Annotated in this window: 28 protein-coding genes and 1 other annotated feature; of the genes, 19 read left to right on the top strand and 9 right to left on the bottom strand. The window is 40.5% G+C overall.

The genetic code is table 11. The annotated features are described in order from the left end of the window. Positions 1-15 precede the first annotated feature (15 nt). The 5 genes from G6R02_RS12085 (at position 16) to moaD (ending at position 2,433) form a co-directional block, all read left to right on the top strand. On the top strand, positions 16-777 hold the full coding sequence (locus G6R02_RS12085; protein WP_164669495.1) for a prolyl oligopeptidase family serine peptidase: 762 nt from the start codon (positions 16-18) through the stop codon (positions 775-777). 76 nt (positions 778-853) lie between these two features. Next, on the top strand, positions 854-1,165 hold the full coding sequence (locus tag G6R02_RS12080; RefSeq protein ID WP_164669494.1) for a metal-sulfur cluster assembly factor: 312 nt from the start codon (positions 854-856) through the stop codon (positions 1,163-1,165). Between the two features lie 69 nt (positions 1,166-1,234). Next, a complete protein-coding gene (gene mobB / locus G6R02_RS12075) occupies positions 1,235-1,741 on the top strand; it encodes a molybdopterin-guanine dinucleotide biosynthesis protein B (protein ID WP_164669493.1) in 507 nt (168 codons plus the stop codon). After that, complete coding sequence (locus G6R02_RS12070; protein ID WP_164669492.1) at positions 1,731-2,207, top strand: molybdenum cofactor biosynthesis protein MoaE; 477 nt, start codon at positions 1,731-1,733, stop codon at positions 2,205-2,207. The genes mobB and G6R02_RS12070 overlap by 11 nt, the downstream gene beginning before the upstream one ends. After that, positions 2,200-2,433, top strand: coding sequence for a molybdopterin converting factor subunit 1 (gene moaD, locus G6R02_RS12065; protein ID WP_164669491.1), 234 nt, complete (start codon positions 2,200-2,202; stop codon positions 2,431-2,433). The genes G6R02_RS12070 and moaD overlap by 8 nt, the downstream gene beginning before the upstream one ends. Before the next feature lie 79 nt (positions 2,434-2,512). On the opposite strand, the gene G6R02_RS12060 is transcribed toward moaD, so the two are convergent. The 5 genes from G6R02_RS12060 to G6R02_RS12040 all read right to left on the bottom strand — a co-directional run bounded on the left by G6R02_RS12060 (position 2,513) and on the right by G6R02_RS12040 (position 5,575). After that, entirely contained in the window at positions 2,513-2,815 is a 303-nt protein-coding gene (locus G6R02_RS12060; protein WP_164669490.1) for a metal-sulfur cluster assembly factor, read from the bottom strand. 21 nt (positions 2,816-2,836) lie between these two features. Continuing rightward, entirely contained in the window at positions 2,837-4,084 is a 1,248-nt protein-coding gene (locus G6R02_RS12055; RefSeq protein WP_164669489.1) for a hypothetical protein, read from the bottom strand. Positions 4,085-4,086: 2 nt separating this feature from the next. Beyond that, on the bottom strand, positions 4,087-4,302 hold the full coding sequence (locus tag G6R02_RS12050) for a DUF2249 domain-containing protein (RefSeq protein ID WP_164669488.1): 216 nt from the start codon (positions 4,300-4,302) through the stop codon (positions 4,087-4,089). Then, complete coding sequence (locus tag G6R02_RS12045) at positions 4,299-4,550, bottom strand: DUF2249 domain-containing protein (RefSeq protein WP_164669487.1); 252 nt, start codon at positions 4,548-4,550, stop codon at positions 4,299-4,301. The genes G6R02_RS12050 and G6R02_RS12045 overlap by 4 nt, the downstream gene beginning before the upstream one ends. 332 nt (positions 4,551-4,882) lie before the next feature. Further along, the gene (locus G6R02_RS12040; protein ID WP_164669486.1) at positions 4,883-5,575 is read right to left on the bottom strand and encodes a Crp/Fnr family transcriptional regulator; all 693 of its coding nucleotides are present in this window, start codon (positions 5,573-5,575) and stop codon (positions 4,883-4,885) included. Between the two features lie 312 nt (positions 5,576-5,887). Here G6R02_RS12040 and G6R02_RS12035 point away from each other — a divergent pair, with 312 nt between their 5' ends. After that, on the top strand, positions 5,888-6,127 hold the full coding sequence (locus tag G6R02_RS12035) for a DUF2249 domain-containing protein (protein WP_164669485.1): 240 nt from the start codon (positions 5,888-5,890) through the stop codon (positions 6,125-6,127). A gap of 136 nt (positions 6,128-6,263) precedes the next feature. Then, a complete protein-coding gene (locus G6R02_RS12030; RefSeq protein ID WP_164669484.1) occupies positions 6,264-7,406 on the top strand; it encodes a TIGR04053 family radical SAM/SPASM domain-containing protein in 1,143 nt (380 codons plus the stop codon). A gap of 39 nt (positions 7,407-7,445) precedes the next feature. Here G6R02_RS12030 and G6R02_RS12025 read toward each other — a convergent pair whose 3' ends face one another. Continuing rightward, positions 7,446-7,715, bottom strand: a complete 270-nt coding sequence (locus tag G6R02_RS12025) for a YrhK family protein (protein ID WP_164669483.1) — start codon at positions 7,713-7,715, stop codon at positions 7,446-7,448. Positions 7,716-7,771: 56 nt separating this feature from the next. Further along, on the bottom strand, positions 7,772-8,590 hold the full coding sequence (locus G6R02_RS12020; RefSeq protein ID WP_164670401.1) for an undecaprenyl-diphosphate phosphatase: 819 nt from the start codon (positions 8,588-8,590) through the stop codon (positions 7,772-7,774). Between the two features lie 104 nt (positions 8,591-8,694). Between G6R02_RS12020 and G6R02_RS12015 the strand changes: the two genes are divergently transcribed. Further along, the gene (locus G6R02_RS12015) at positions 8,695-9,030 is read left to right on the top strand and encodes a hypothetical protein (RefSeq protein WP_164669482.1); all 336 of its coding nucleotides are present in this window, start codon (positions 8,695-8,697) and stop codon (positions 9,028-9,030) included. A 71-nt stretch (positions 9,031-9,101) separates the two neighbouring features. On the opposite strand, the gene G6R02_RS12010 is transcribed toward G6R02_RS12015, so the two are convergent. Further along, on the bottom strand, positions 9,102-9,281 hold the full coding sequence (locus tag G6R02_RS12010) for a DUF2929 family protein (protein WP_164669481.1): 180 nt from the start codon (positions 9,279-9,281) through the stop codon (positions 9,102-9,104). 144 nt (positions 9,282-9,425) lie between these two features. Here G6R02_RS12010 and G6R02_RS12005 point away from each other — a divergent pair, with 144 nt between their 5' ends. The 7 genes from G6R02_RS12005 to G6R02_RS11975 all read left to right on the top strand — a co-directional run bounded on the left by G6R02_RS12005 (position 9,426) and on the right by G6R02_RS11975 (position 14,850). Beyond that, positions 9,426-9,998, top strand: coding sequence for a hypothetical protein (locus G6R02_RS12005; protein ID WP_164669480.1), 573 nt, complete (start codon positions 9,426-9,428; stop codon positions 9,996-9,998). A gap of 96 nt (positions 9,999-10,094) precedes the next feature. Then, positions 10,095-11,063: a BMP family ABC transporter substrate-binding protein gene (locus G6R02_RS12000; protein ID WP_164669479.1), complete on the top strand. Its 969-nt coding sequence runs from the start codon at positions 10,095-10,097 to the stop codon at positions 11,061-11,063. A gap of 90 nt (positions 11,064-11,153) precedes the next feature. Beyond that, positions 11,154-12,092: a beta-ketoacyl-ACP synthase III gene (locus G6R02_RS11995; protein ID WP_164669478.1), complete on the top strand. Its 939-nt coding sequence runs from the start codon at positions 11,154-11,156 to the stop codon at positions 12,090-12,092. A 32-nt stretch (positions 12,093-12,124) separates the two neighbouring features. Next, positions 12,125-13,363, top strand: coding sequence for a beta-ketoacyl-ACP synthase II (gene fabF / locus G6R02_RS11990; protein WP_164669477.1), 1,239 nt, complete (start codon positions 12,125-12,127; stop codon positions 13,361-13,363). Positions 13,364-13,504: 141 nt separating this feature from the next. After that, entirely contained in the window at positions 13,505-13,711 is a 207-nt protein-coding gene (locus G6R02_RS11985) for a YuzI family membrane protein (protein ID WP_164669476.1), read from the top strand. 136 nt (positions 13,712-13,847) lie between these two features. Then, complete coding sequence (locus G6R02_RS11980) at positions 13,848-14,612, top strand: YjbA family protein (protein WP_164669475.1); 765 nt, start codon at positions 13,848-13,850, stop codon at positions 14,610-14,612. A gap of 37 nt (positions 14,613-14,649) precedes the next feature. Beyond that, on the top strand, positions 14,650-14,850 hold the full coding sequence (locus G6R02_RS11975) for a hypothetical protein (RefSeq protein ID WP_164669474.1): 201 nt from the start codon (positions 14,650-14,652) through the stop codon (positions 14,848-14,850). 37 nt (positions 14,851-14,887) lie between these two features. Here G6R02_RS11975 and trpS read toward each other — a convergent pair whose 3' ends face one another. Then, positions 14,888-15,883 (bottom strand): tryptophan--tRNA ligase, encoded by a 996-nt coding sequence (trpS, locus tag G6R02_RS11970; protein ID WP_164669473.1) that lies wholly within the window; start codon positions 15,881-15,883, stop codon positions 14,888-14,890. Positions 15,884-15,971: 88 nt separating this feature from the next. Further along, positions 15,972-16,149: a binding site (T-box leader), on the bottom strand. A gap of 302 nt (positions 16,150-16,451) precedes the next feature. Here trpS and acs point away from each other — a divergent pair. From acs to G6R02_RS11950, 4 genes are all read left to right on the top strand, one after another. Continuing rightward, positions 16,452-18,419 (top strand): acetate--CoA ligase, encoded by a 1,968-nt coding sequence (acs, locus tag G6R02_RS11965; protein ID WP_164669472.1) that lies wholly within the window; start codon positions 16,452-16,454, stop codon positions 18,417-18,419. A gap of 371 nt (positions 18,420-18,790) precedes the next feature. Then, positions 18,791-19,978: an amidohydrolase gene (locus tag G6R02_RS11960; RefSeq protein WP_164669471.1), complete on the top strand. Its 1,188-nt coding sequence runs from the start codon at positions 18,791-18,793 to the stop codon at positions 19,976-19,978. A 388-nt stretch (positions 19,979-20,366) separates the two neighbouring features. Beyond that, a complete protein-coding gene (locus G6R02_RS11955; RefSeq protein ID WP_164669470.1) occupies positions 20,367-21,827 on the top strand; it encodes a SulP family inorganic anion transporter in 1,461 nt (486 codons plus the stop codon). Positions 21,828-21,872: 45 nt separating this feature from the next. Then, a complete protein-coding gene (locus tag G6R02_RS11950; protein ID WP_164669469.1) occupies positions 21,873-22,289 on the top strand; it encodes a universal stress protein in 417 nt (138 codons plus the stop codon). Positions 22,290-22,314: the final 25 nt, after the last annotated feature.

Genomic DNA, 22,314 nt, shown 5'->3' with positions numbered 1-22,314 from the left:
GAGAGGGAATTGCAGATGATAGGAGTTTTTCACAAAAATATACAATCCATACCAGCTTTAGTTGTAGTTGATCATACGAAAGAAAATGAAGCACTGCCAACACTTACATATTTCCATGGGTTTACAAGTGCTAAAGAGCATAATCTTCCGTTTGCTTATTTAATGGCCGAAAAAGGCTACCGTGTGGTTCTTCCTGACAGTTTGTATCACGGTCAGCGTGAAAGTGAAATTTCTGCCATAAAGAAGCAAATATCTTTTTGGGATATTGTTATGCAGAATGTTAAAGAGTTAAACGTAATTAAAGAAGCGCTGGATGAAGACGGTCTGATTCAGGATGAACGTTTTGGTATCGCCGGCACAAGCATGGGTGGTATCACTACAGCTGCAGCACTGACACAGTTCCCATGGATTAAAACAGCAGGTGTATTGATGGGATCCCCAAAAATTACAACTTACGCAAAAACGCTTGTTGACAGTTTTAAAAAGATGGGAGATCTTCCTGTAACAGATGAAATGATTGACCATTTATATGAACAGCTGGAGCATTATGATTTATCAAAGCAAGTTGAAAAGCTTGAAGAACGTCCACTTTTTTTCTGGCATGGCGAAAATGACGCGGTTGTTCCATTCGATCATTCATACACGTTTTACGAAGATGCAAAACCCCATTATCACAATCAGGAGAATATCCGTTTTGTAAAAGAAGCGAACAGAGATCATAAGGTAAGCAGGTATGCAATCCTAGAGACAATAAAGTGGTTTGAAAAACATCTGTAATAAGTGATTCAAATCATTTCAAAAAAGCTAAAAATATGTTTAAATAAACATATGAAGAAAGAAGGAGGGTTTGGTCATGGATGAGGCTCTTAAAGAAAATATTATGGGCGCCCTTGAAAATGTAATTGACCCTGAGTTAGGCATTGACATTGTTAATCTTGGCTTAATATATGACGCTGATTTGGACCAGGATGGCATTTGTACGGTTACAATGACTCTGACTGCAATGGGCTGCCCATTAGCTGGACATATTGAGCAGGACGTAAAACGTGCCACTGCCGATATTCCTGAAATAAAGGAAACAGAAGTCAATATCGTATGGGATCCGCCTTGGGGTAAAGATAAAATGTCACGCTATGCAAAAATTGCTCTGGGAATTCCAGATTGATTAAAAATACGAGGTTGATTCATATGTAATGAATCGGCCTTTTTTTAGTATAAATGCAGGAGGATCCGCATGCAGATTTGTCAGATTGTCGGGTATAAAAATTCCGGAAAAACTACAGTGATGAGCGAGTTGATACGCCATTTTTCTGCACGGGATATCAGAGTTGGTTCACTAAAACATCATGGCCATGGCGGTGAACCTGATAGGCCGAAAAATACGGACAGTTCCCGGCACTTTGAATCCGGTTCAATAATCAGCGGGGTACAGGGGGAAAACAGTACCCAATTCACTGTTGATATGCCATTCAGGCTGGATGAATTAATTAGCATTTATCAATCTTTTCCAATTGATTTACTGCTGATTGAGGGATATAAACAGGCGGATTATCCTAAAATTGTTTTGGTGAAGAGTGCAGAAGAATTATCGCTTCTTAAAGACCTGACTAATATCATTGCGGTGGGTTCCTGGGACGAGGAATTACCGGATGACACAGGTTATCCCACATTTGCAATACATAATATTCAAGCAGCATTGCCTCAATTAGCTGACTGCATAAGAAGGTGTTATGATGGGTAAAAAGTTTTGGATTACCGACAAGCCGATTCAGATAAATGATTGTGTTGATAAAGTTGTCCGGAGAGAGGCAGGTGCAGTGAATACATTCATTGGAACAGTCCGCGAATTTACTAAGGGTAAACGGACACTGCACTTGGAATATCAGGCATATGTTCCAATGGCTGAAAAAAAGCTGGAGCAAATCGGCGAGGAAATTCGTGAAAAGTGGGGCAATGCGGAAACCGCAATTGTCCATCGTATCGGTCACCTGGATATTTCTGAGATTGCGGTAGTGATTGCTGTTTCCACTCCGCATCGCAAGGATTCTTTTGAGGCAAGCAGATACGCAATTGAGCGGATTAAAGAAATCGTTCCTATCTGGAAAAAAGAATTCTGGGAAGACGGAACAAAGTGGATTGGGGACCAGAAGGAACAAACATCGTATCATAAGGAAATCCCTTCAGAGGAGGAGATGCGTGATGATTAGTGTATTATTTTTTGCCGAGTTGCGGGAAACCGTCGGGAGTGACAAGGTTTCAATCGATGCTATCGGCGTTTCGTTAAGTGGATTAAAAGATAAACTAAAATCTGAATATAAGTTGGATGACCTGGATAATGCGATGATTGCAGTTAACGAAGAATACGCGCCTGAGGATGCAGTTTTAAATGAAGGTGATGTTGTTGCATTTATCCCGCCGGTTAGTGGTGGTTAAAGAACTGTTTTTTTAAAATAACTAAGAGTGCCTTGCTGAGATTGTATATCCCGGCGAGACACTCTTTATTTAATGTTCATTATCCCATTCCAAGCATTTCTTTGGCCCGGTCACTCATTTTGACAGGTGACCATGGCGGATCCCAAACGATGTCAACAAGTACATTACCAACGCCCTCAACCTTGCTGACACGACGCATGACACCGGTTTTTATACTGTCATGCATTGGACATCCGGGAGTGGTCAGGGTCATGACAATTTTCACATTGTCTTCCACGTCTACTGCAATCCCATAGACGAGTCCCAAATCCATAATATTAACACCAAGTTCAGGGTCAATTACTTCAAACAGTGATGCTCCTACTTTACCTTCAAGTGACATGAGCTAAACTCCTTTCCGGTTTCACTTAAATAACACACGAACGATAGACAGTGCATAAAACAATGATGTTAAAGCAAGCAATCCCTGAAAAATAAATACTAAAATGCCGATATACAATAGACCGCTTCCAGTCAGTCCAACAACGCTGATGACAAAAAGGGTAAATAGAATAACAGCCTGCTTTTCATTGATCATTTCTTTTAAGGTAGGCACTTTCTCTTTACCGATTTTCTCGGAAAATTTGTAGGTCCACCACAGAAATGGAACAATTTTATATAAATAGCCAAGAATACTGAAAATAATCCAGCCCATAACATATAAAAAGATAAGCCAGCCCCAAATGGACGCTTCCTGAACCCTGCTTACACTAAATAGGAAAGCGAGAACGTGTACACCCATTCCGTTCATAATGGCAGTTAATGAAAATGAGAACGGTATGTCCAGCTTTTTCTTGATTCGTTTTGCCAGAATTTCTTTTATATCAAGAACGAAAAAGAAAAATCCGGACATAAGTAAAAACCAGCCGATTATCTGAAGAATTTCACTGGTGGCCCAGAATGAACCAATCAATGTAAGGAGCCCGGCCCCGTAAGTAATGAATGCCGGTATTGCCCACTTCATTGTATAACCATGTGACAGACTGAACATTGGCACGAGTTTGTATGAAAATCCGAAGATCAGCAGGGTGAACCAGCCGGATATACCAAGTGCAATATGTGATGAAAGAATCGCTCCATGGTTGGCAATGCCCCCGATGGTCAGATTCCATGCCAGCAGGAAACCAGCGACAATCGTCAGAAAGAAGCATGTGATGGCACCAAGGACGAACAAGGTCATTTTGTTCTTATTTTGCTGCTTCGCAATGGTATTTACCATCTGAATCACAAACATGATGATTCCGATGATGGCAACTATTCCTCCGTACAATGCGTGCTCAGGCGCTAACCCGAGCAGGAGGGCAAAAGCTGTTACACCGATTGCCGTTACATAAAACTGGATAAAGCCAAATGTCTGGTTCCAGATTGGTGCGAGAAAGGCAACAGGAACAAGCTGGTACATTGCTCCCATTGCAATCATTACAGCATATCCCAAAAGCAGAAAGTGAGCCCCCATCCAAATATCAGGAATCCGGAATTGTCCCATTGCCAGGACATCATTATTCAGAAAAAGAATTATTTGTGATACGACAAGTGCTGCCAGTGCATATAGAATGAATGAGAGTGGCAGTTTTATATTTGTGTCTGATTTAAGGCTTCCGCCAGGCGTCATGATTAATCACCAGATTTCGTTATTGTAATTTTGTAGCTTCCATCCTCCTGCGCTTCTGTTTCGTGCAGATATCCCCGGTCATCCAGTTCTTCATAAAGAAACATCGGACGACGATCATTAATGATGGAAAGCGATTCGCCGCTGTTCATTTTATCCAATGCCTTAAGTGTGCGCATCATTGGCTGAGGCGGCTCCAGACCGCGATTATCGATAATCATTTTGCAACATTCTCCTTCTTTGTGTAGGTTACTTTCCAATGTTTTTTCTCTATTTTTTCAACCTCGTGCTCAAATCCTTTTCGTTTTAATACTTTGTGTAAAGGGAGCGGGTTAAATGGTGCATGAAGGATAAAAGCTTCACCATCTTTTATTTCTTTCACTGTTCCCATGATCTTATCGAATGGTTCTTTTTTTAAACGAAGGTCTTCGCGCACATCCACTTCCACAATGTTTTCTTGTTCGCTCATAAAGATCACCTCATTTTTTATCTGAATCTAACTATATGATAATGATTTTCAATTAAGGAAGTAGTGACTTGTGTCACATTTGATGAGGGAAAAATCGATTGGAAGTTAAGGAGTTGTGAACATCTGGCCGGAGAGTGGCCATTGGCAGAAATGGCGCAACATCGGCAGAAGGGGAGGAACATCGGCAGAAGAGACGCAACATCGGCAGAAGGCGCAGAACATCAGCAGAAGGAGTACAATATCGACCGGAGAGGGAATATATCAACCCGAGAACAAAAATATCTGCCCGAAACTAAAAAGATCATCCTGCCCCTTCAGGATGATCTCCGAATTCAAAACAATTCCTCTTCCAATGCCTCAGTGTCCAGGATAAACGACCCATGTTTGTCGGTTTTCATGAGGTTCTGTTTTTTCAGCTGAGTAAGCGTACGGCTGACAGTTTCACGGCTGGAGCCTATCATATTGGCAAGATCGCGGTTCGTAAAATGTGTCGTGATTTTGATCATTTTATCAGCGGTTTCTTTCCCGTAATCTTTTGATAAACGCAGAAGCAGCATGATGATTTGCTCATATGTGTTATGCAGAATTTTCTCTTCCAGTCTGTTCTGTAAATCCATAATTCTATCACCCAGCACCCGAAACAGCTTAACACAGATTTCAGGATGTGTTATCAGGAAGTTTTCGAATGATTTGATGGGAATATAGATTAAAATGGCATCCTCCAAAACCTCCGCATGTGCCGGACAGTCATCCTGTCTGAAAAATCCCTGATGCGGAAACATATCGCCGGGCTGGAGGATATTTACAATCTGTTCTTTGCCATGAAAATCTGTTTTATATATTTTGACTTTTCCCTGTTGGATAAAATACACGTTAGTCAACGGATCACCCTGCATGAAAATATGTGTGCCGTGACGGTATAAGCGATGCTTTGCAAGTTCAATAATCGGTTCCATTTCAAAGTCAGTTAAATCCTTGAAAAGCGGAACCTTCTGCAGTTGTTCCTGAATGGTTTGCGTATTCATCAACATACTCCTTTCACTTAGAAAACTTGGCTTGTCACTAAGCATTAATGGTGAAAGCCATAGTTGCACTTGTGCAGCAAGGAAGTATTTATACTTTCTTAACTGCCTAAAAAGCTTGTATGCGGTAACACTGTTATAAAGTATGAACAATTCCAACTTCATTTTATCACGTTATTGACTGGGAATTTATCAAAATTGTGAACGTTTTTTGAGAGCGTGATTAATATCATAGTTAAAAGGTGTTTATGCTCACAACTCCCCATGTAAATAGTGATTATGATAGATGCATATCAAACAAGGGAGGAAATGAGTATGAATGATACACAGTTTGCTGCAAAAATACATGCACCGGAGATAGAACCAAGAATTCGGCACCAGAGGATATTTGAAGTTTTTGATGAGTTAAAGTCAGGAGAATTTATGGAGCTTACAAATGACCATAACCCAAAACCGCTCCATTATCAGTTAATGATTGAAAGGGAAGACACATTTTCATGGGAGTACCTGGAAGAAGGTCCATCACTGTGGCGAGTATCAATCGGTAAAAAATAATAAATAGGAGCCTCCTCTCGTCAGGGGGCTTATTTTTGTCTGTTTTGTGTCAATTGCAAACCAGTGAAAAATATCACAATCTGCATTGTTGATAAAAATTACACTGAAGATGAAAGATACTTTTAGGAGGGGTCACATGTTTCCGCAAGACTATAATGAAAATCCGTTTATCGTTATCTGGGAGTTGACACGTGCGTGCGAATTGAAATGCCTCCATTGCAGGGCTGAGGCGCAGTACCATCGACACCCGCTGGAACTTTCATTTGAAGAAGGTAAAAAACTAATCGATGACATATATGAAATGAATAACCCAATGCTTGTTTTTACAGGCGGGGATCCGCTGATGCGTCCGGATGTTTTTGATATTGCAGATTATGCAGTGAAAAAAGGTGTCCGGGTTTCGATGACACCATCCGCTACACCAAATGTGACAAAAGAGGCAATGCAAAAAGCAAAAGATGTGGGACTGTCGAGATGGGCGTTTTCTATTGATGGTCATTGTGCAGAAGTTCATGACCATTTTCGCGGGACATCCGGCTCGTTTGATTTGACGATGAATGCGATTAATTACTTGCATGAACTGGAAATGCCGCTCCAGATTAATACAGTAATTTCGAGATACAATGTGGATTACCTTGATGAAATGGCTGAAATGGTAGAAAACTTAAACTGCGTGCTGTGGAGTGTATTTTTCCTTGTACCGACAGGCAGGGGCAAGGAAAGTGACATGATATCTCCTGCAGAACATGAAAAGGTATTGCGCTGGCTGTATAAACTTTCGAAGCGTGTGCCATTTGATATAAAAACAACTGCAGCACAACATTACCGTCGTGTAGTTATCCAAGGGAAAATAAGGGAAAACAAAAATACGGATGATGTGATTCGCTATGAAGATGCACTGATGAGTGGTAAAACCGGGCAAATCGATGGTCTTGGCCGTGCGCCTAAAGGGGTTAATGATGGAAACGGATTTGTGTTTATTTCCCATACCGGTGATGTGTTACCAAGCGGGCTCCTGCCAATCAAGGCTGGTAATGTCCGGCAAACACCATTGGCAGAAATTTATCGTGAATCCGAGGTGTTCCAAAATCTTCGTGACCCGGATAAATATAAAGGAAAATGTGGTGTCTGCGAATTTCGCCATGTTTGCGGCGGATCAAGATCACGTGCATACAATGTAACAGGAGACTATATGGAAAGTGAACCGTATTGCGTTTATATTCCAAAAGAGTGGCGGCAAAAACTTAAGCGTGAAAGAAAACAAAAAGCTTCTAACTAATCAGGGTTAGAAGTTTTTTGTACCATCGCTAAACTGGCGTTACTGTTTATTCTGCTCCCTGAATAGCTTAAAGGCGTGCATGATTTTGATGATTGGGCGGGCAAGCAGCTGTGCACTGCCTATGATAAATAAAACTGCGCCTGCAGTTTTTAATGACTCAAACAGAAAAAACACACTGCCGACCAAAAACAGAATCCCCAGTATAATATCATTTAATAACGCAATAAAACGGTATTTTTTGTTGAATGTTAATTCAAACGTCCCAACGTGAATATCAACATAGTTTTTTTTATCATCAATCCATGCCATAAAAAATCCCTCCATAGGGTTTGTTATACCCAAATAGAGGGAGTTTTTAACAGTTTCTACAGAAAAATAATAACTAGAATACCAACTGCAAAACAGTAGTAGGCGAAGTATTTCAGGTTACCTTGCTTCATGATATTCATAAACCAGCGCAGTGAGTAGTATGTTGCGACAATCGCTGCGGCAAACGCCAGGATCGCTGGAATAGCAACAGCACTTATATCACTCTCACCACTTATTATATTATCAACCGACAGAATGGTAATGCCGAGGCTGACCGGGATGTATAACAGAAATGAAAACCGCAGTGCTGTTTCCGTTTTCATACCGACAAGCATTGCTGCAACAATGGTGGCACCTGACCGGCTGATTCCGGGGATCAATGCAACCGATTGGGCCAGTCCGACGATGACAGCGTCACGGACGGTGATCCCGCCATCGTTTTTGCGGCCGCGCAGATTCCGGATGATCCATAAGGCGACCCCCGTAACAAGCAATGCAAAACCGACAACCATAAGGCTGTCGCCCAATTCGTTTTCAATGAAATCTTTTAGCAACAGGCCAATAATCCCTGTTGGTATTGTTGCAATCACCAAAAACAAGACAAACTGAAAATCACTTTTCGCATCGTCAGCCCGTGTTGTAATATAGCGGATGCTATTTTCCACCAGGCGATAAATGTCTTTCCTGTAAATGATCAGAACTGCAATAAGTGATCCGAAATTCACCATTATTTCAAAGGAAAGTCCTTCAATCCCGACATCAAAAAGCTCCTGTATTATTACCAGGTGCCCACTGGATGAAATCGGAATTGGTTCCGTGAAACCCTGGATTAGACCAAGAACAAGATATTTAACTAAAACCCAAAAAGCTTCGATTGCTTCCATTTAATGTGCCTCCCAGTTAACAAGTATTTTCAGCCTCGAACAAGTCACCAACCCATAGGCCGATGAATAGTCTAGTTGGTGAGGAGGTTGAAAATATGCATCACAATTATCAACATATATACGAAACATGCAAAAATCATATGCATTCTTATGTACTGATTGAAATGAACGATGGTGCCAAAGTAGATGGTATCGTTACTGGTCTCGATGATGAATATGTATATGTTGCAGTACCAATAGGGGAAGGTAATGATTACCCGGAAAATAACCACCCATACGGCTATCAGCATCGGCAGTTCGGCTATGGCGGCTATGGATACGGATATGGATACCCCGGTTACGGTTATGGCTACAGACCAAGAAGAAGATTCAATCGTCTTGTGTTACCATTAGCCGCCTTGACCGCCCTAAGTGTACTTCCTTGGTATTAATTGACCAGTAAACACAAAACCCTTGCCATCATCACCTTGAAGGCAAGGGTTATTCTTTGATATTGCTTTATTTAATTACTGCTTTCGTCTTCAATAACACCTTCACCCAAGACGAAAATACCCGCTGACATAATGATAGCCAATATAATAGTGTGCATCAAATTGAACGCATTACCAGCCATACTGCTTAATACGTATGAAACAACACCACTGATAGCTAATGCCCAAATAAATGGCCAGAAGAAACGCATAATTTACACCTCATTTTTTATTTTGACAAGAATAGTTTAAGTATTAAATATGTTACGTAAATACATTCCTTATATAGTTTATCAAATGCGTACGAAAAATAAAAGAATTAATTTCCCTGGATTGGAGAACGGGAGGTATTACTGATGTTATTTTTAGTTGAAAATTGTTTTCATTGGATCGGTTTTCATGTTGTGGACTTTTTGTTGGAAAATGGGCATAGGGTGGACGGCATGGATGATATGTCCACCGATAAAAAAGAACACCTGTCAATGTTTGTCGGTCGTAATGAATTATTTACGCATGTGACTGAAACAGAACGGGAAACAGCATATGATACGACCATCACGATTCGTAAAGACGATGAACTTGTACTGACATTGAACAACGGCAGTACCACTAAGATAAATTTTCCTCTGGTTTATGGCAAATGGATGCCAATGGAACCTGAGGGTATGTATTACAACAATCAATTTATACGATTCAATTCGGATCATTTTCTGAGTGAAGCCGTATATATAGAAGACGTTCTGCAAAGCTTAATCCAATGGGTTAAATCATCCAATTTAAGTCCTGTTTTAGAAGTGAAATCGATTCATGAAAAGCACCGTGAAAATAAAAAACTTGAAAATTCTATCTTTATTCGGAACAATAGACCTATAAAGGAAAATGTAAACATAGTAATAAATCACTATGAAACGTATAAGAATTTTTACTAGTGTAATTAAAATGTAATGACGCAGAATATTTACGAACCAATATTTAAAGGATAATATACAAGTAGATTATTTTTGTTCCGGATTGGAGTGCACACGGTGAAAAAATTGACCATCATAACACTAGCCTTTATTACAGCCATGACCTTATCCGGTTGTTCGGATTATTTCAATCAGGGTCATTTGCAGAAGGCGGGAATGCTTGTGGAAGGTTCCATACACGATCAGCCATGGGAAAAAAAAGGGTATGAAGGATTGCTTCAAATCAGTGAGGAATTAGATGTTGAAGTTTATTATAAAGAAGATATCCAAACCAAACAGGAAGTTACAGAAGCCGTCGATGAGCTTGTGAACAAGGGAGTAAATCTTATTTTTGGTCACAGCAGTACATACGGCAAATTTTTTAAAGATATTTCAGAAGCATATCCTGATGTTCACTTTGTTTATTTTAATGGTGGTCAATTTGGCGAAGATGTGACGAGTCTTAATTTTAATTCGCATGCAATGGGTTTTTTTGGTGGTATGGTGGCAGGTAAAATGACTTCAACAAATCAGGTCGGAGTTATTGGTGCGTATGAATGGCAGCCTGAAATTGAAGGGTTTTATGAAGGGGTAAAGTATCAAAATCCGGAAGCAGAAGTACAGTTTAAATATGTGAACAGTTGGAGTGGAGAAAATATAGCATTAAAAATGTACGAGCAGATGCTGGATTCCAACGTCGATGTTATGTATCCAACTGGTGATACCTATAGTGAGCCGGTTATTGAGCAGGCAAAGAAAGATGGTATATATGCGATTGGTTATGTCTCCGATCAGAATAGTATTGCCGAAAATACTGTGTTGACAAGTACTGTACAGCATGTTGAAAAATTGTATGTACTTACTGCCGAGAAATTTAATGATGGTGAACTTCGCGGTGGTGTATTAACGTATGATTTTCAGGATGAAGTCATTTCAATGGGGAAGTACAGTCCTGAAGTACCAGAGGATTTTCAGGATAAAGTGGAAGATGCGGTAGAAGAATATAAGGAAACGGGATTACTGCCTAACGAGAGGGAATCAAATTGAGATTTTCTTGCATATGGAATTAGAATGCATTAAAATTAGTACCAAGTCATAATAATTGATATTAATATTAGAATATAAGGGGATGTCTTTATGAATGTTGGGGTTTTAGGCACAGGACATTACGTTCCAACCAACGTGGTTACAAATAAGGATTTGGAAAAAATCGTGGATACAAGTGATGAGTGGATCCGAACAAGAACAGGAATTGAAGAAAGAAGAATCGCTGACGATAATACAGATACATCCGACATGGCTTTTTTCGCTGCCCAAAATGCATTGGAAGAAGCAAATATGAAGGCAGAAGATATCGATATGATACTGGTCGCAACGGTTACACCGGATACACCATTTCCTTCTGTGTCATGTATGCTGCAGGAGCGGCTTGGTGCGGGAAAGGTTGCTGCAATGGATATCAGTGCTGCCTGTTCAGGATTTATGTACGGCGTGGCAACGGCCAAACAGTTTATCGAAACAAATGCCTATAAAAATATTTTGGTTGTAGGTGTAGAAAAACTGTCCAAGATTACAGACTGGTCTGATCGGAATACGTGTGTCCTGTTTGGTGACGGGGCCGGAGCGGCTGTTGTTGGCCCGGTATCTGAAGGGAAAGGCATTCTTTCATTTGAATTGGGTGCTGACGGTTCAGGCGGAAAAGAACTTTATCAGGATGAACAAGATCATTTACAGATGAATGGGCGCGAAGTATTCAAATTTGCTGTTCGCCAAATGCCGGAATCATCGGTAAATGTCATTGAACAACTTGGCTATAATAAAGAGGATGTTGATTACCTGATTCCGCATCAGGCAAATATCCGAATTATGGAAGCGGCACGCGAACGGTTAGGCATTTCCGAAGATAAGATGGCGACATCCATCAAAAAATACGGAAATAATTCATCAGCTTCCATTCCAATTGCTTTATCCGAAGAAGTTAAAAATGGTAAAATAAAAGATAATGATTTAATCGTGATGGTAGGATTCGGCGGAGGTTTAACATGGGGCGCAATCGCACTCCGCTGGGGCAGGTAAATTAACAGTATTCGTCATAGGAGGAGTACCAAATGGAACAAAAAAGAGTAGTAGTTACGGGACTTGGTGCAATATCCCCCGTTGGAAATGATGTTGAAACGATGTGGGATAATATTGTTGCGGGAAATTCCGGAATAGATTTTGTAACAAAGGTAAATAAAGACGCTTTTCCCGCAAAAGTTGCTGCTGAAGTAAAAGACTTTGACCCAACAAATTATATGGACAAAAAAGACGCCAGGAAGATGGACCCATTCACACAGTATGCAGTCGCAGCTGCGAGGATGGCAGTTGACGATGCGAATTTGACTATTGATGAAAGTAATGCCAATCGTGTTGGTGTCTGGATCGGTTCAGGTATCGGCGGCATGCAGACATGGGAAGACCAGCACACGAAATTTCTTGAAAAGGGTCCCCGTCGTGTAAGTCCGTTTTTCGTACCAATGATGATTCCTGATATGGCTGCAGGCCAGGTATCCATTCAGCTTGGCGCAAAGGGCATCAACTCTTGTTCAACAACAGCATGTGCTTCGGGTGCAAGTTCGATTGGTGATGCATTCAAAACAATTCAGCGTGGTGATGCAGACTACATCATTGCAGGTGGTACAGAGGCACCTATTTCAAATATGGCATTTGCAGGATTCTGTTCGGCCAAAGCATTGTCATTAAATGAGGATCCAAAAACGGCAAGTCGCCCGTTTGACAAAAACCGTGACGGCTTTGTAATGGGTGAAGGTTCGGGTATCATGGTACTGGAAACACTGGAATCAGCGCAAGAAAGAGGTGCACATATATACGGTGAAATTGTCGGATATGGTGCAACAGGCGATGCATACCATGTTACAGCTCCTGCTGAGAATGGTGAAGGAGCGGCACGTGCGATGCAACAGGCCATTGATGATGCGGGAATCCAGGCAACTGATGTTGATTATGTTAATGCACATGGAACAAGTACAGCCCTTAATGATAAGTACGAAACAATAGCAATCAAAACGGTATTTGGTGATCATGCTTCCGAACTCGCTGTTTCATCAACAAAAGGGGTAACGGGGCATTTGCTTGGAGCAGCAGGCGGAATTGAATCGTTAATTGCCATTAAATCAATTACCGATAATGTTTTGCCGGCAACTGTAAATTATGAGACACCTGATCCGGATTGTGATCTTGATTATGTACCGAACGAATCAAGAAAACAGGATGTGGACGTTGTTGTCAGCAACTCACTCGGATTTGGGGGACACAATGTCGCACTTATTTTTAAAAAATATAGTTAATATGAAAGACAGCTGAATTGGAAGACTGACTGCTTATTGCGGTCAGTCTTTTTTAGATGGTAAATGAAAATAAATCATTTTTTTCTATCTCACTCATAAAATAATAGAAATAGATTGGACAGGCTTGGATGGTGAGATAGAATGGGTTTCTTGTTTCTCTTTTTAATTGGGTTTGGACTGGCTGTTACGGGTGGTGTAACAACAATAGCTTACATGAACTTTTTGCCTGCAGGGATTTCCTGGGCAGATTATTTTGTATTTATTTCAGGCAGGATTGAATGTTATTTTTTGCCAATCGGCTTTTTATTAATGGCAATCGCACTTTTTCGTTATCCAAATAACATGTAAACTTCCCGAACATCGAATAATTTTTTGAATGATGGTCATAATGTATCCTAAATGAATTCATTATGAAAAGCTTTCAAACACCGAAAAGTGACAGATGAAAAACTAATTTAAAAGTGTACAAGTGAGGGTTGTTTTTATGTTGTATTTACACGATGTATGGGTAAATTGGTTTGAAGGTGAGGAAAACGGATACAGTGTTTGCCATTATCATGAATGGCGAAAAGAGGATGGAATTGAGTTGTTGGATCAGGTTCCATTGTTATACATATCAGAAGTGCTTTATAACTATATTGAAAATGATATGAGTGATTTGCCTAAAAGCCTGCTCGACATGATATACAAACGTGCGTATGTACGTAAAGGCCACGAGCGGACGGTGCTTGACTTCGCATGTGTTGTTACGGACGGTAATGATATCATTGCGTTTGATACAATCGGATATCAGGTTCCAATACGAAAGAGCAGATTAATCCCACGGCAGGAACAACTTGTATTTGATATGATCAAGACAACCAAACCCGAATCGTTTAAATTTGATGAAAGTGCAGCTGATGAAAAAGAATACCATATGCTCTCCATGGCCCCTGAACTTATCCATGGACTGACGCGCAGGGAACGTCAATTGAAACAGCTGCTGATGATTGCCCTTGACCAGCTGAGGACCGCCAATAACCTGGAAGAGCTTCGTTACTGGCTCACTGAATGGGATCCAAAGCAATACCCCTTCCTCAGGTATATGGACAAGGAAAAAGTATGGGAAACGTTATATGAAGGTGTCAAATACGGCTGGAGCAATGGGCACGAGGAATTGTGTGCCAAAATGATTAAGGGGCAGCCATTCCTGGAAAGAATGTGGGAATTGGAGCAGGCACCTGAGAAAAATAAATCAAAGCAGCAGTAAAAGGATAGCCCGCCATTGTCAGGCGGGCTATCCTTTTTTGGTAGAGAGATGTGGAGATTTATCAGGAGAAGAACGGATTTATCAGGAGAAGAATGGATTTATCAGGAGAAGAACAGATTTATCAGGAGAAGAACGAATTTATCAGGAGAAGCACGGATTTATCAGGAGAAGAATGGATTTATCAGGAGAAGAACAGATTTATCAGGAGAAGCACAAAGAATATGCTGACCATCAATAAAGCACTCCCTCCACACGAGGAAGTGCTCTCAAACAATTTATTTTTTCTTCGGAACGCGTCCCAATCCCATTGCTTTCTTCGCCTTTTCAACCATTTTGTTGGCGACAAAGGAAGCTTTATCCGCACCTTTATCGAGAACATCATCAAGCTCTTCTGAATCAATCAGCTCATTGTAACGATCCTGGATTGGCTTCAGCACATCAATAACTGCATTAGCAACATCCTGCTTGAAATCTCCATATCCTTTACCTGAATATGCAGACTCAATCTCATCAAGTGACTTGCCGGTACAGCTCGCGTAAATCGTCATCAGGTTTGAGACACCCGGTTTATTTTCTTTATCAAATTTAACAACGCCTTCTGAATCGGTTACGGCACTCTTGATTTTTTTCTCAATCCGTTTTGGTTCATCAAGCATGGAAATAAATCCTTTTTCATTTTCGTCGGATTTGCTCATTTTTGTAGTTGGTTCCTGCAGTGACATAATCCGTGCTCCGACTTCCGGGATGCTTGGTTCCGGCACGGTGAAAATGTCGTTGAAGCGGTTGTTGAAACGCTGTGCAAGATTCCTTGTCAGTTCCAGGTGCTGCTTCTGATCATCACCGACGGGGACAAGATCCGTTTTATACAGCAAAATATCAGCTGCCATTAATGGCGGATATGTCAGTAACGAAGAGGAAACCCCCTCTTTGCCGTTTGACTTATCCTTGAACTGAGTCATCCGCTCCAACTCACCGACGTAACTGATTGATTGCATCATCCAGCCCAGCTGTGTATGTGCCGGAACTTCTGATTGGATGAACAATGTGGATTTATCCGAATTAATCCCGGATGCAAGATAGATAGCCGCCAGCGAGCGGATATTCTTTCGCAGTTTCAGCCGGTCCTGTGGTACAGTGATTGCATGCTCATCGACAATACAGAAGTAGCAGTCATTTTCCTCCTGTAACTGCACAAAATGCTGCAAAGCCCCCAGGTAGTTTGCAATGGTCAACGTTCCGCTCGGCTGAATTCCTGAAAATATTGTTTCCATTTTCTACACTCCATTTCTCTTTTTGGGAAAAATGAACTTAATCAGCCTATGAACAGATCAATTAAAAAAAGCTCATTTATCCCTGCTGAAAAGGGACGAATGAACCGCGGTGCCACCCTATTTATTCCGATTTGATTGGCGGAATCTCTCATTTTCAAAAAAGCTCCAAAGCCCAATTCCAATATACCTTGGTACTTGTTTTCACCAGCCACAAGCTCTCTACCATCCAGCGGGCAATTGTACTATCACTTCTTCATCACTAATACTATTGAATTTTTATTTATTATATAGTTCAATGTTATGAAATGCAAGTAGAAGACGAATATTGTTTGTTGTAGAAATTTCCAAATACGCGATAAAATTATAGTTGCCCCCAGATACCATGGAACGGATTGGAACAAGATGACCCTAACTTCTCTCCAAGAAGTGACTGAAAACCATTAAATGATACCGTTTACAATATACAGAAAATTGTTTATAATAAAAATTATATAACAGACAAGCGAGACATGTGATTCAATAACTGTACAAAGGAATTGGATTAATAATAACAACGAGGAGGATTAAAGTGGATATTAACGGAATTCTACAGGTAGTTAACAACAGTGAACTTATTTATCCGGACGAGAAAAAGGAGCGCGAAACATCAATTGGGAGCAGTCAAGCTTTTCAGGAACTGCTCGAACAGTCCCATAAAGACCCAAGTGCATTCTGGGATAGTGTAGCCAGAGAACTTGAGTGGTACGAGCCTTGGACAGAAACAATGACTGGAGAACTTCCGGATTTCAAGTATTTTGTGGGTGGAATAAGTAATCCGTCCATCAATTTATTAGATCGTCACATAGAAAATGGAGCCGGGAACAGAACTGCTCTTATATGGGAAAGTGAAACCGGTGAATCTGATTTTTATACGTATAATATGCTGCTTGCAGAGGTGAATCGTTTTGCAAATGTTTTAAAATCGTTTGGAGTTAAAAAAGGTGATGGTGTCGCTATTTATCTGCCAAACCTTGCCGAGTCATTTATTGCAGTATTAGCCTGCTTCCGTATTGGAGCAGTCTATAATTCCATATTCTCCGGTTTTTCAGAAAACGCGTTGAAAGACCGTCTTGTTAACTTCGAACCAAAAGTTGTCGTAACCGGGGATGCGACAAAACGAAGAGGAAATATCGTTACATTGAAGGAGAAGGTAGATCAGGTGGTAACGGATATTCCTTCCGTGAAGGCTGTCGTCGTTGTTGACCGGCTGGGTACACAACCATATATGGAAAATGGAAGGGATTACTGGTGGCATGAACTCACAAAAAATGAAAGTATTGATTGTGAACCAGAACGACTAGAAGCAAATGACCCGGGAATTGTATTTTATACCAGCGGTACGACTGGTAAACCAAAAGGTGTTGTCCATTCTGCGATGGCATTTGTCATTCAAAACTACATCTATGCAAAATACCATTTAGATCACAAAGAGGATGATGTATTCTGGTGTTCTGCCGATGTTGGCTGGTTAACCATGCATATTTGGGGAATTGTTGGATCTTTAGCAAATGGTGTAACGACGGTCGTTTATGAAGGTGCATTGGATTATCCAACAAAAGATCGCTTTTACCAAATGATTGAAAAGTACCGTGTAAATAAATTATTCACCGCACCAACCGCACTGCGTATGTTAAAAAGTTTGGGTGAAGAAACGCTTAACAAATATGACTTATCCTGCCTTGAAGTTATTACACTTGTCGGGGAGCCGTTTGATCCCGAAACATGGCATTGGACATATGAAGTATTAGGTAAAGAAAAAATTTATCTCAATAATACATGGGGACAAACAGAAACTGCGGGTTGTCCACTTGCCGGAGCTGCATGGTTATCACCAATGAAACCAGGGTCTGCCAGCATTCAGTTTCTCGGTGCGGATGCGGCTGTAGTAGATGATGAAGGTAATGAGGTAGAATCGAACACACTTGGAAACTTAGTTATTCGAAAGCCTTTCCCAATGCTCTGCCGTACACTTTGGAAAGAACCCGAAAGATTCTATAATTCTTATTACAGTCAGGTGGAGGGCAGCTATTTTACAAGTGACCTTGCTTTAGTTGATAATGATGGACATTTCTGGGTAGTAGGGCGTTCAGATGATGCATTTAATGTTGCGGGGCACCGTTTAAGTACAATGGAAATGGAAAGTGCAGTCCTGGAAGTTGAAGGCATTTCTGAAGTAGCCGTTATTGGAATACCTGATGAAATTAAGGGAGAAGTCCCTTATGTATTTGTACGAACGGCCGATGGATATAGTGAAACAGAGGAACTGCACCAAAAGATTAAGGATAATATCGTTCATCATATTGGTAAAATTGCTCTTCCAAAAACAGTTGTTATTGCAGAGGAGCTTCCAAAAACAGTTAGCGGGAAGATTATGCGCCGGTTATTAAGGGAAGTTGTTACGACAGGAAATGTTTCTGGAGATATTACTGGCCTTGAAGATCCAAAAGCAGTGGAACATATAAAAAATGTCGTAAGATCTGAGCAAGGTGTAAAGTAGAAAATATTTAACCATCATTACCCATTCCCGTCTATTATAAGGGGGAATGGGTTTTTTAGTGCTCTCAAAATAATTTTCAAAAAACCGATCATACCAGGCCTGATGAAGATATCCCAATTCAGGTTATGAAGCTTCTGTACTTTCAGGAAATATTTTTGGCTTAGTCATTTCAGTAACTATATACAGCGCAGTAACAGCGGAAAGTAATATTATAATTTCTGCTACTGCAGGAATTATAATATTTGCTGCTGTTTTTTATTCTTATACTTGTTCCAGTTGAGATTGTTGAAAATGCAACAGCAATTACGGAATAAAATGTATAATCATAGGATAGGGAATTTTGTTTTGACTAGTGAAAGGAGTATTGCTTAATGAGAAACGAATTAATGAAAATGCTTGAAGAACGGGAAGATGAGATGATTGAAATTCGTCGTTATTTACATGAACATCCTGAACTTTCTTTTAAAGAAGAAAAAACAGCAGCCTACATTGCCGACTTTTATAAAGGAAAGGATGTCGAAATCGAAACGAATGTAGGAAACGGACACGGCATCATTGTTACCATAAAAGGAGAATTGCCGGGTAAAACAGTTGGCCTTCGTGCTGATTTTGATGCCTTGCCAATTAATGAGGAGACAGATGTTCCGTTTAAATCGAGCAATGAAGGTGTCATGCATGCGTGTGGACATGATGCCCATACAGCATACTTGCTGGTTTTGGCTGACTGTCTTATCCAACTAAGGGATCAAATCAAAGGTACCATTAAAATTATTCATCAACATGCGGAGGAACAGCCTCCTGGTGGTGCCAAAAGCGTAGTAGATTCAGGCAAACTTGACGATTTAGAAGCAATTTTTGGTATTCACGTTTTGCCAATGGCACCAGCAGGAATGGTCGGCTACCATAGTGGCTATTCCTTCAATGGCCGTACATATTTTAAATTGAAGATTCAGGGTGTTGGTGGACATGGTTCCTCACCCCACAAAGCAAATGATGCAATTGTCGCAGGAGCCCACTTTGTAACAGCAGTTCAGACCATTGTCAGTCGACGAGTGGACCCAATGAACTCTGGAGTCGTAACAATTGGTTCATTTGACGGAAAGGGCAGCTTTAATGTGATTAATGATAGCATTGAAATCGAAGGGGATATACGCTATTCAGATGATGAAACACAGAAAGTTATTGACGAAGAATTTCATCGGGTCGTTAATGGGTTGGAAGGGTTATTCGGTGTAACGTGCGAACTTACTTATACACCGGACTATCCACCATTATACAACGATCCAGAATTGACTGCGTTTGTTGCAGATGCCTTGAATGGGGTTAGGGATAATGACATTAAAGAAGTAAAAGAATTTCCTAAGATGGCACCATCTGATGACATTGCATATTATTTGGAGAAAATCCCTGGTTCTTATTTCTATATTGGTTGTACGCCAAAAGGGGTAGAACAACCTTACTTTAACCACCATCCTAAATTTGATATTGATGAGGATGCGATTCTTGTTGCAGCCAAATCAGTGGGCCATGTTGCTTGCAGTTACTTAGACATAGAATGATATACGATTTAAAACAGCTCAGTCCGCCATGGATTCAGCTGTTTTTTTACATAAACATTAGGTGTAAACCGAAATTCAATCGAGATCAGCGTAATGAGATATTTTATGATATTTATTAAATAGCATATCAATTTAAAGAAAAACAGAGAAAATAGCAGGAAATACGTAATGACTACGTTTTCATGAAGTTTTGAGTGTGAACATAATTGTGGTATGCTTCTTCTTTGGTAAAAACGGAACTTACTTTTGCACTTTAAAAAAATGAAAATTTATATGAATAAAGTATAAGAAAAACTGCAAGCTTCCAGCATTTTGTGTAAGCTTAGTTTTTTTCTAATAAAGGCAGAAGTTTCTATACTAAATGAAAAAACAGCAAAGAGGTGCTTACGTGAATTTACAGGAAATAAAACAGGATTGGTTTGGAAATATACGAGGGGATGTGCTGGCTGGCATGGTCGTTGCACTTGCTCTCATACCGGAAGCAATTGCCTTTTCCATTATTGCCGGAGTGGACCCGATGATTGGTCTTTATGCAGCGTTCTGTATAGCCGTAGTCATTGCATTTGTCGGAGGCCGCCCTGGAATGATATCGGCAGCGACTGGAGCAATGGCCCTGCTGATGGTAGATCTGGTTGCTGATTATGGATTGCAGTATTTATTGGCGGCAACAATTTTGACAGGTATTATTCAAATATTATTTGGTATATTTAAATTGGCGAAAGTGATGAGATTCGTTCCACGCTCTGTAATGGTGGGATTTGTAAACGCATTGGCAATTATGATTTTCATGGCGCAGCTTCAACATTTCGTTGGCGAAACATGGGTCATGTATGCGCTTGTCGGATTAACATTAGCTATCATTTATCTTTTTCCACGTATAACAAAAGCTGTTCCATCAACATTGGTCGCTATCATCGTGGTAACATTAATTGCAATATATGGTAATCTTGGTGTTGGAACTGTTGGCGATATGGGCGAACTGACACAGCAATTGCCAGCTTTTTTAATTCCATCAATTCCATTTACATTGGAAACACTTATGATTATTTTTCCGTATTCCTTATCAATGGCAATTGTTGGTTTGCTGGAATCACTTTTAACAGCTAATATAGTTGATGATATGACAGATACAGAGAGTAACAAAAATAAAGAAAGCCGTGGCCAGGGAATTGCCAATATTGTTGCGGGATTTTTCGGCGGTATGGCCGGATGTGCCATGATTGGACAGTCGGTAATCAACGTAAAATCAGGTGGTGCCGGAAGATTATCGGCTCTTGTAGCAGGTGTGTTCCTGATGTTTTTAATTATTGTCCTGGGCGGATTGGTTGTGCAAATTCCAATGGCAGCACTTGTCGGTGTCATGTTTATGGTTTCAATCAGCACGTTTGATTGGTCATCTGTAAAAAATCTGAATAAGCTTCCCAAAACGGATGCTGCTGTAATGGTAACAACTGTTGCCATTGTGCTTGTTACCCATAATTTATCTATTGGTGTTTTGGCAGGAGTATTGCTGAGTGCAATATTCTTTGCGGCAAAAATTTCCAAAATAAACGTAACAGAAGAGCTTATTTTAAGGGAACAGAAAAAAGTATATCGTGTGAAAGGTCAATTGTTCTTTGCGTCGGTCAGTGATTTCCCTGCCAAGTTCAACTTTACAGACACCGTTGATGCGGTCGAAATAGATTTAACACATGCCCATCTCTGGGATGATTCAGCAGTTGGTGCGTTGGATAAAATTGAAATGAAGTTTGAGGAAAACAATATTCACGTAACATATACGGGGCTGAATGATGAAAGTCGCCATTTAAAGACACGTATCGGCGGACTGTCAAAAGCGTCTGGCCATTAATTATGAGTTGGTCAACAGATATGTATATGCAAAGGAGTGAAAACTTTGTTTAAACGAATACTTTTGGCTACGGATGGTTCGAAGCATTCCGTTCGCTCAGCCGATCATGCGGTTCAACTGGCTGAACAGTTTAAAGGAACAATTGATGTTGTTTATGTGGTTGACGGTCAAACTTCGAAATCGGATGTTCTGCACAACGACAGTAAGTATGAAATTGAACAAAAACGAAAAGAGAAGATTCAGCCCGTGCTGGATCAGCTCGGGGAAACCAATATCGACTATAAGGTGCAAATACTCCACGGTGAACCGGGACCGACAATCGTGGAGTTTGCGAATGCGAATGATTTTGACTCTATTGTTATTGGAAGCCGAGGGTTAAACAATCTGCAAACAATGATCTTAGGAAGTGTCAGTCACAAAGTTGCTAAACGGGTAGACTGTCCGGTACTGATTGTAAAATAATATAAAGTAAGAAGGACAACATGGC

The organism is Virgibacillus doumboii (assembly GCF_902806455.1).
Classification (GTDB): domain Bacteria; phylum Bacillota; class Bacilli; order Bacillales; family Amphibacillaceae; genus Lentibacillus; species Lentibacillus doumboii.
Note: the sequence above shows the minus strand (reverse complement) of the source record. Positions and strands in the feature narration are given on the sequence as shown.

Coding starts and splice junctions, on each gene's coding strand:
- trpS (WP_164669473.1), bottom strand. CDS start 15,883: ATGGAAACAATATTTTCAGGAATTCAGCCGAGCGGAACGTTGACCATT.
- G6R02_RS11980 (WP_164669475.1), top strand. CDS start 13,848: ATGTTGTATTTACACGATGTATGGGTAAATTGGTTTGAAGGTGAGGAA.
- G6R02_RS11960 (WP_164669471.1), top strand. CDS start 18,791: ATGAGAAACGAATTAATGAAAATGCTTGAAGAACGGGAAGATGAGATG.
- fabF (WP_164669477.1), top strand. CDS start 12,125: ATGGAACAAAAAAGAGTAGTAGTTACGGGACTTGGTGCAATATCCCCC.
- G6R02_RS12035 (WP_164669485.1), top strand. CDS start 5,888: ATGAATGATACACAGTTTGCTGCAAAAATACATGCACCGGAGATAGAA.
- G6R02_RS12010 (WP_164669481.1), bottom strand. CDS start 9,281: ATGCGTTTCTTCTGGCCATTTATTTGGGCATTAGCTATCAGTGGTGTT.
- G6R02_RS12015 (WP_164669482.1), top strand. CDS start 8,695: ATGCATCACAATTATCAACATATATACGAAACATGCAAAAATCATATG.
- G6R02_RS12050 (WP_164669488.1), bottom strand. CDS start 4,302: ATGATTATCGATAATCGCGGTCTGGAGCCGCCTCAGCCAATGATGCGC.
- G6R02_RS12040 (WP_164669486.1), bottom strand. CDS start 5,575: ATGAATACGCAAACCATTCAGGAACAACTGCAGAAGGTTCCGCTTTTC.
- G6R02_RS12060 (WP_164669490.1), bottom strand. CDS start 2,815: ATGTCACTTGAAGGTAAAGTAGGAGCATCACTGTTTGAAGTAATTGAC.
- G6R02_RS12005 (WP_164669480.1), top strand. CDS start 9,426: ATGTTATTTTTAGTTGAAAATTGTTTTCATTGGATCGGTTTTCATGTT.
- G6R02_RS12080 (WP_164669494.1), top strand. CDS start 854: ATGGATGAGGCTCTTAAAGAAAATATTATGGGCGCCCTTGAAAATGTA.
- G6R02_RS12045 (WP_164669487.1), bottom strand. CDS start 4,550: ATGAGCGAACAAGAAAACATTGTGGAAGTGGATGTGCGCGAAGACCTT.
- mobB (WP_164669493.1), top strand. CDS start 1,235: ATGCAGATTTGTCAGATTGTCGGGTATAAAAATTCCGGAAAAACTACA.
- G6R02_RS11985 (WP_164669476.1), top strand. CDS start 13,505: ATGGGTTTCTTGTTTCTCTTTTTAATTGGGTTTGGACTGGCTGTTACG.
- G6R02_RS12070 (WP_164669492.1), top strand. CDS start 1,731: ATGATGGGTAAAAAGTTTTGGATTACCGACAAGCCGATTCAGATAAAT.
- G6R02_RS12085 (WP_164669495.1), top strand. CDS start 16: ATGATAGGAGTTTTTCACAAAAATATACAATCCATACCAGCTTTAGTT.
- G6R02_RS11995 (WP_164669478.1), top strand. CDS start 11,154: ATGAATGTTGGGGTTTTAGGCACAGGACATTACGTTCCAACCAACGTG.
- G6R02_RS12025 (WP_164669483.1), bottom strand. CDS start 7,715: ATGGCATGGATTGATGATAAAAAAAACTATGTTGATATTCACGTTGGG.
- G6R02_RS12030 (WP_164669484.1), top strand. CDS start 6,264: ATGTTTCCGCAAGACTATAATGAAAATCCGTTTATCGTTATCTGGGAG.
- moaD (WP_164669491.1), top strand. CDS start 2,200: ATGATTAGTGTATTATTTTTTGCCGAGTTGCGGGAAACCGTCGGGAGT.
- G6R02_RS12055 (WP_164669489.1), bottom strand. CDS start 4,084: ATGACGCCTGGCGGAAGCCTTAAATCAGACACAAATATAAAACTGCCA.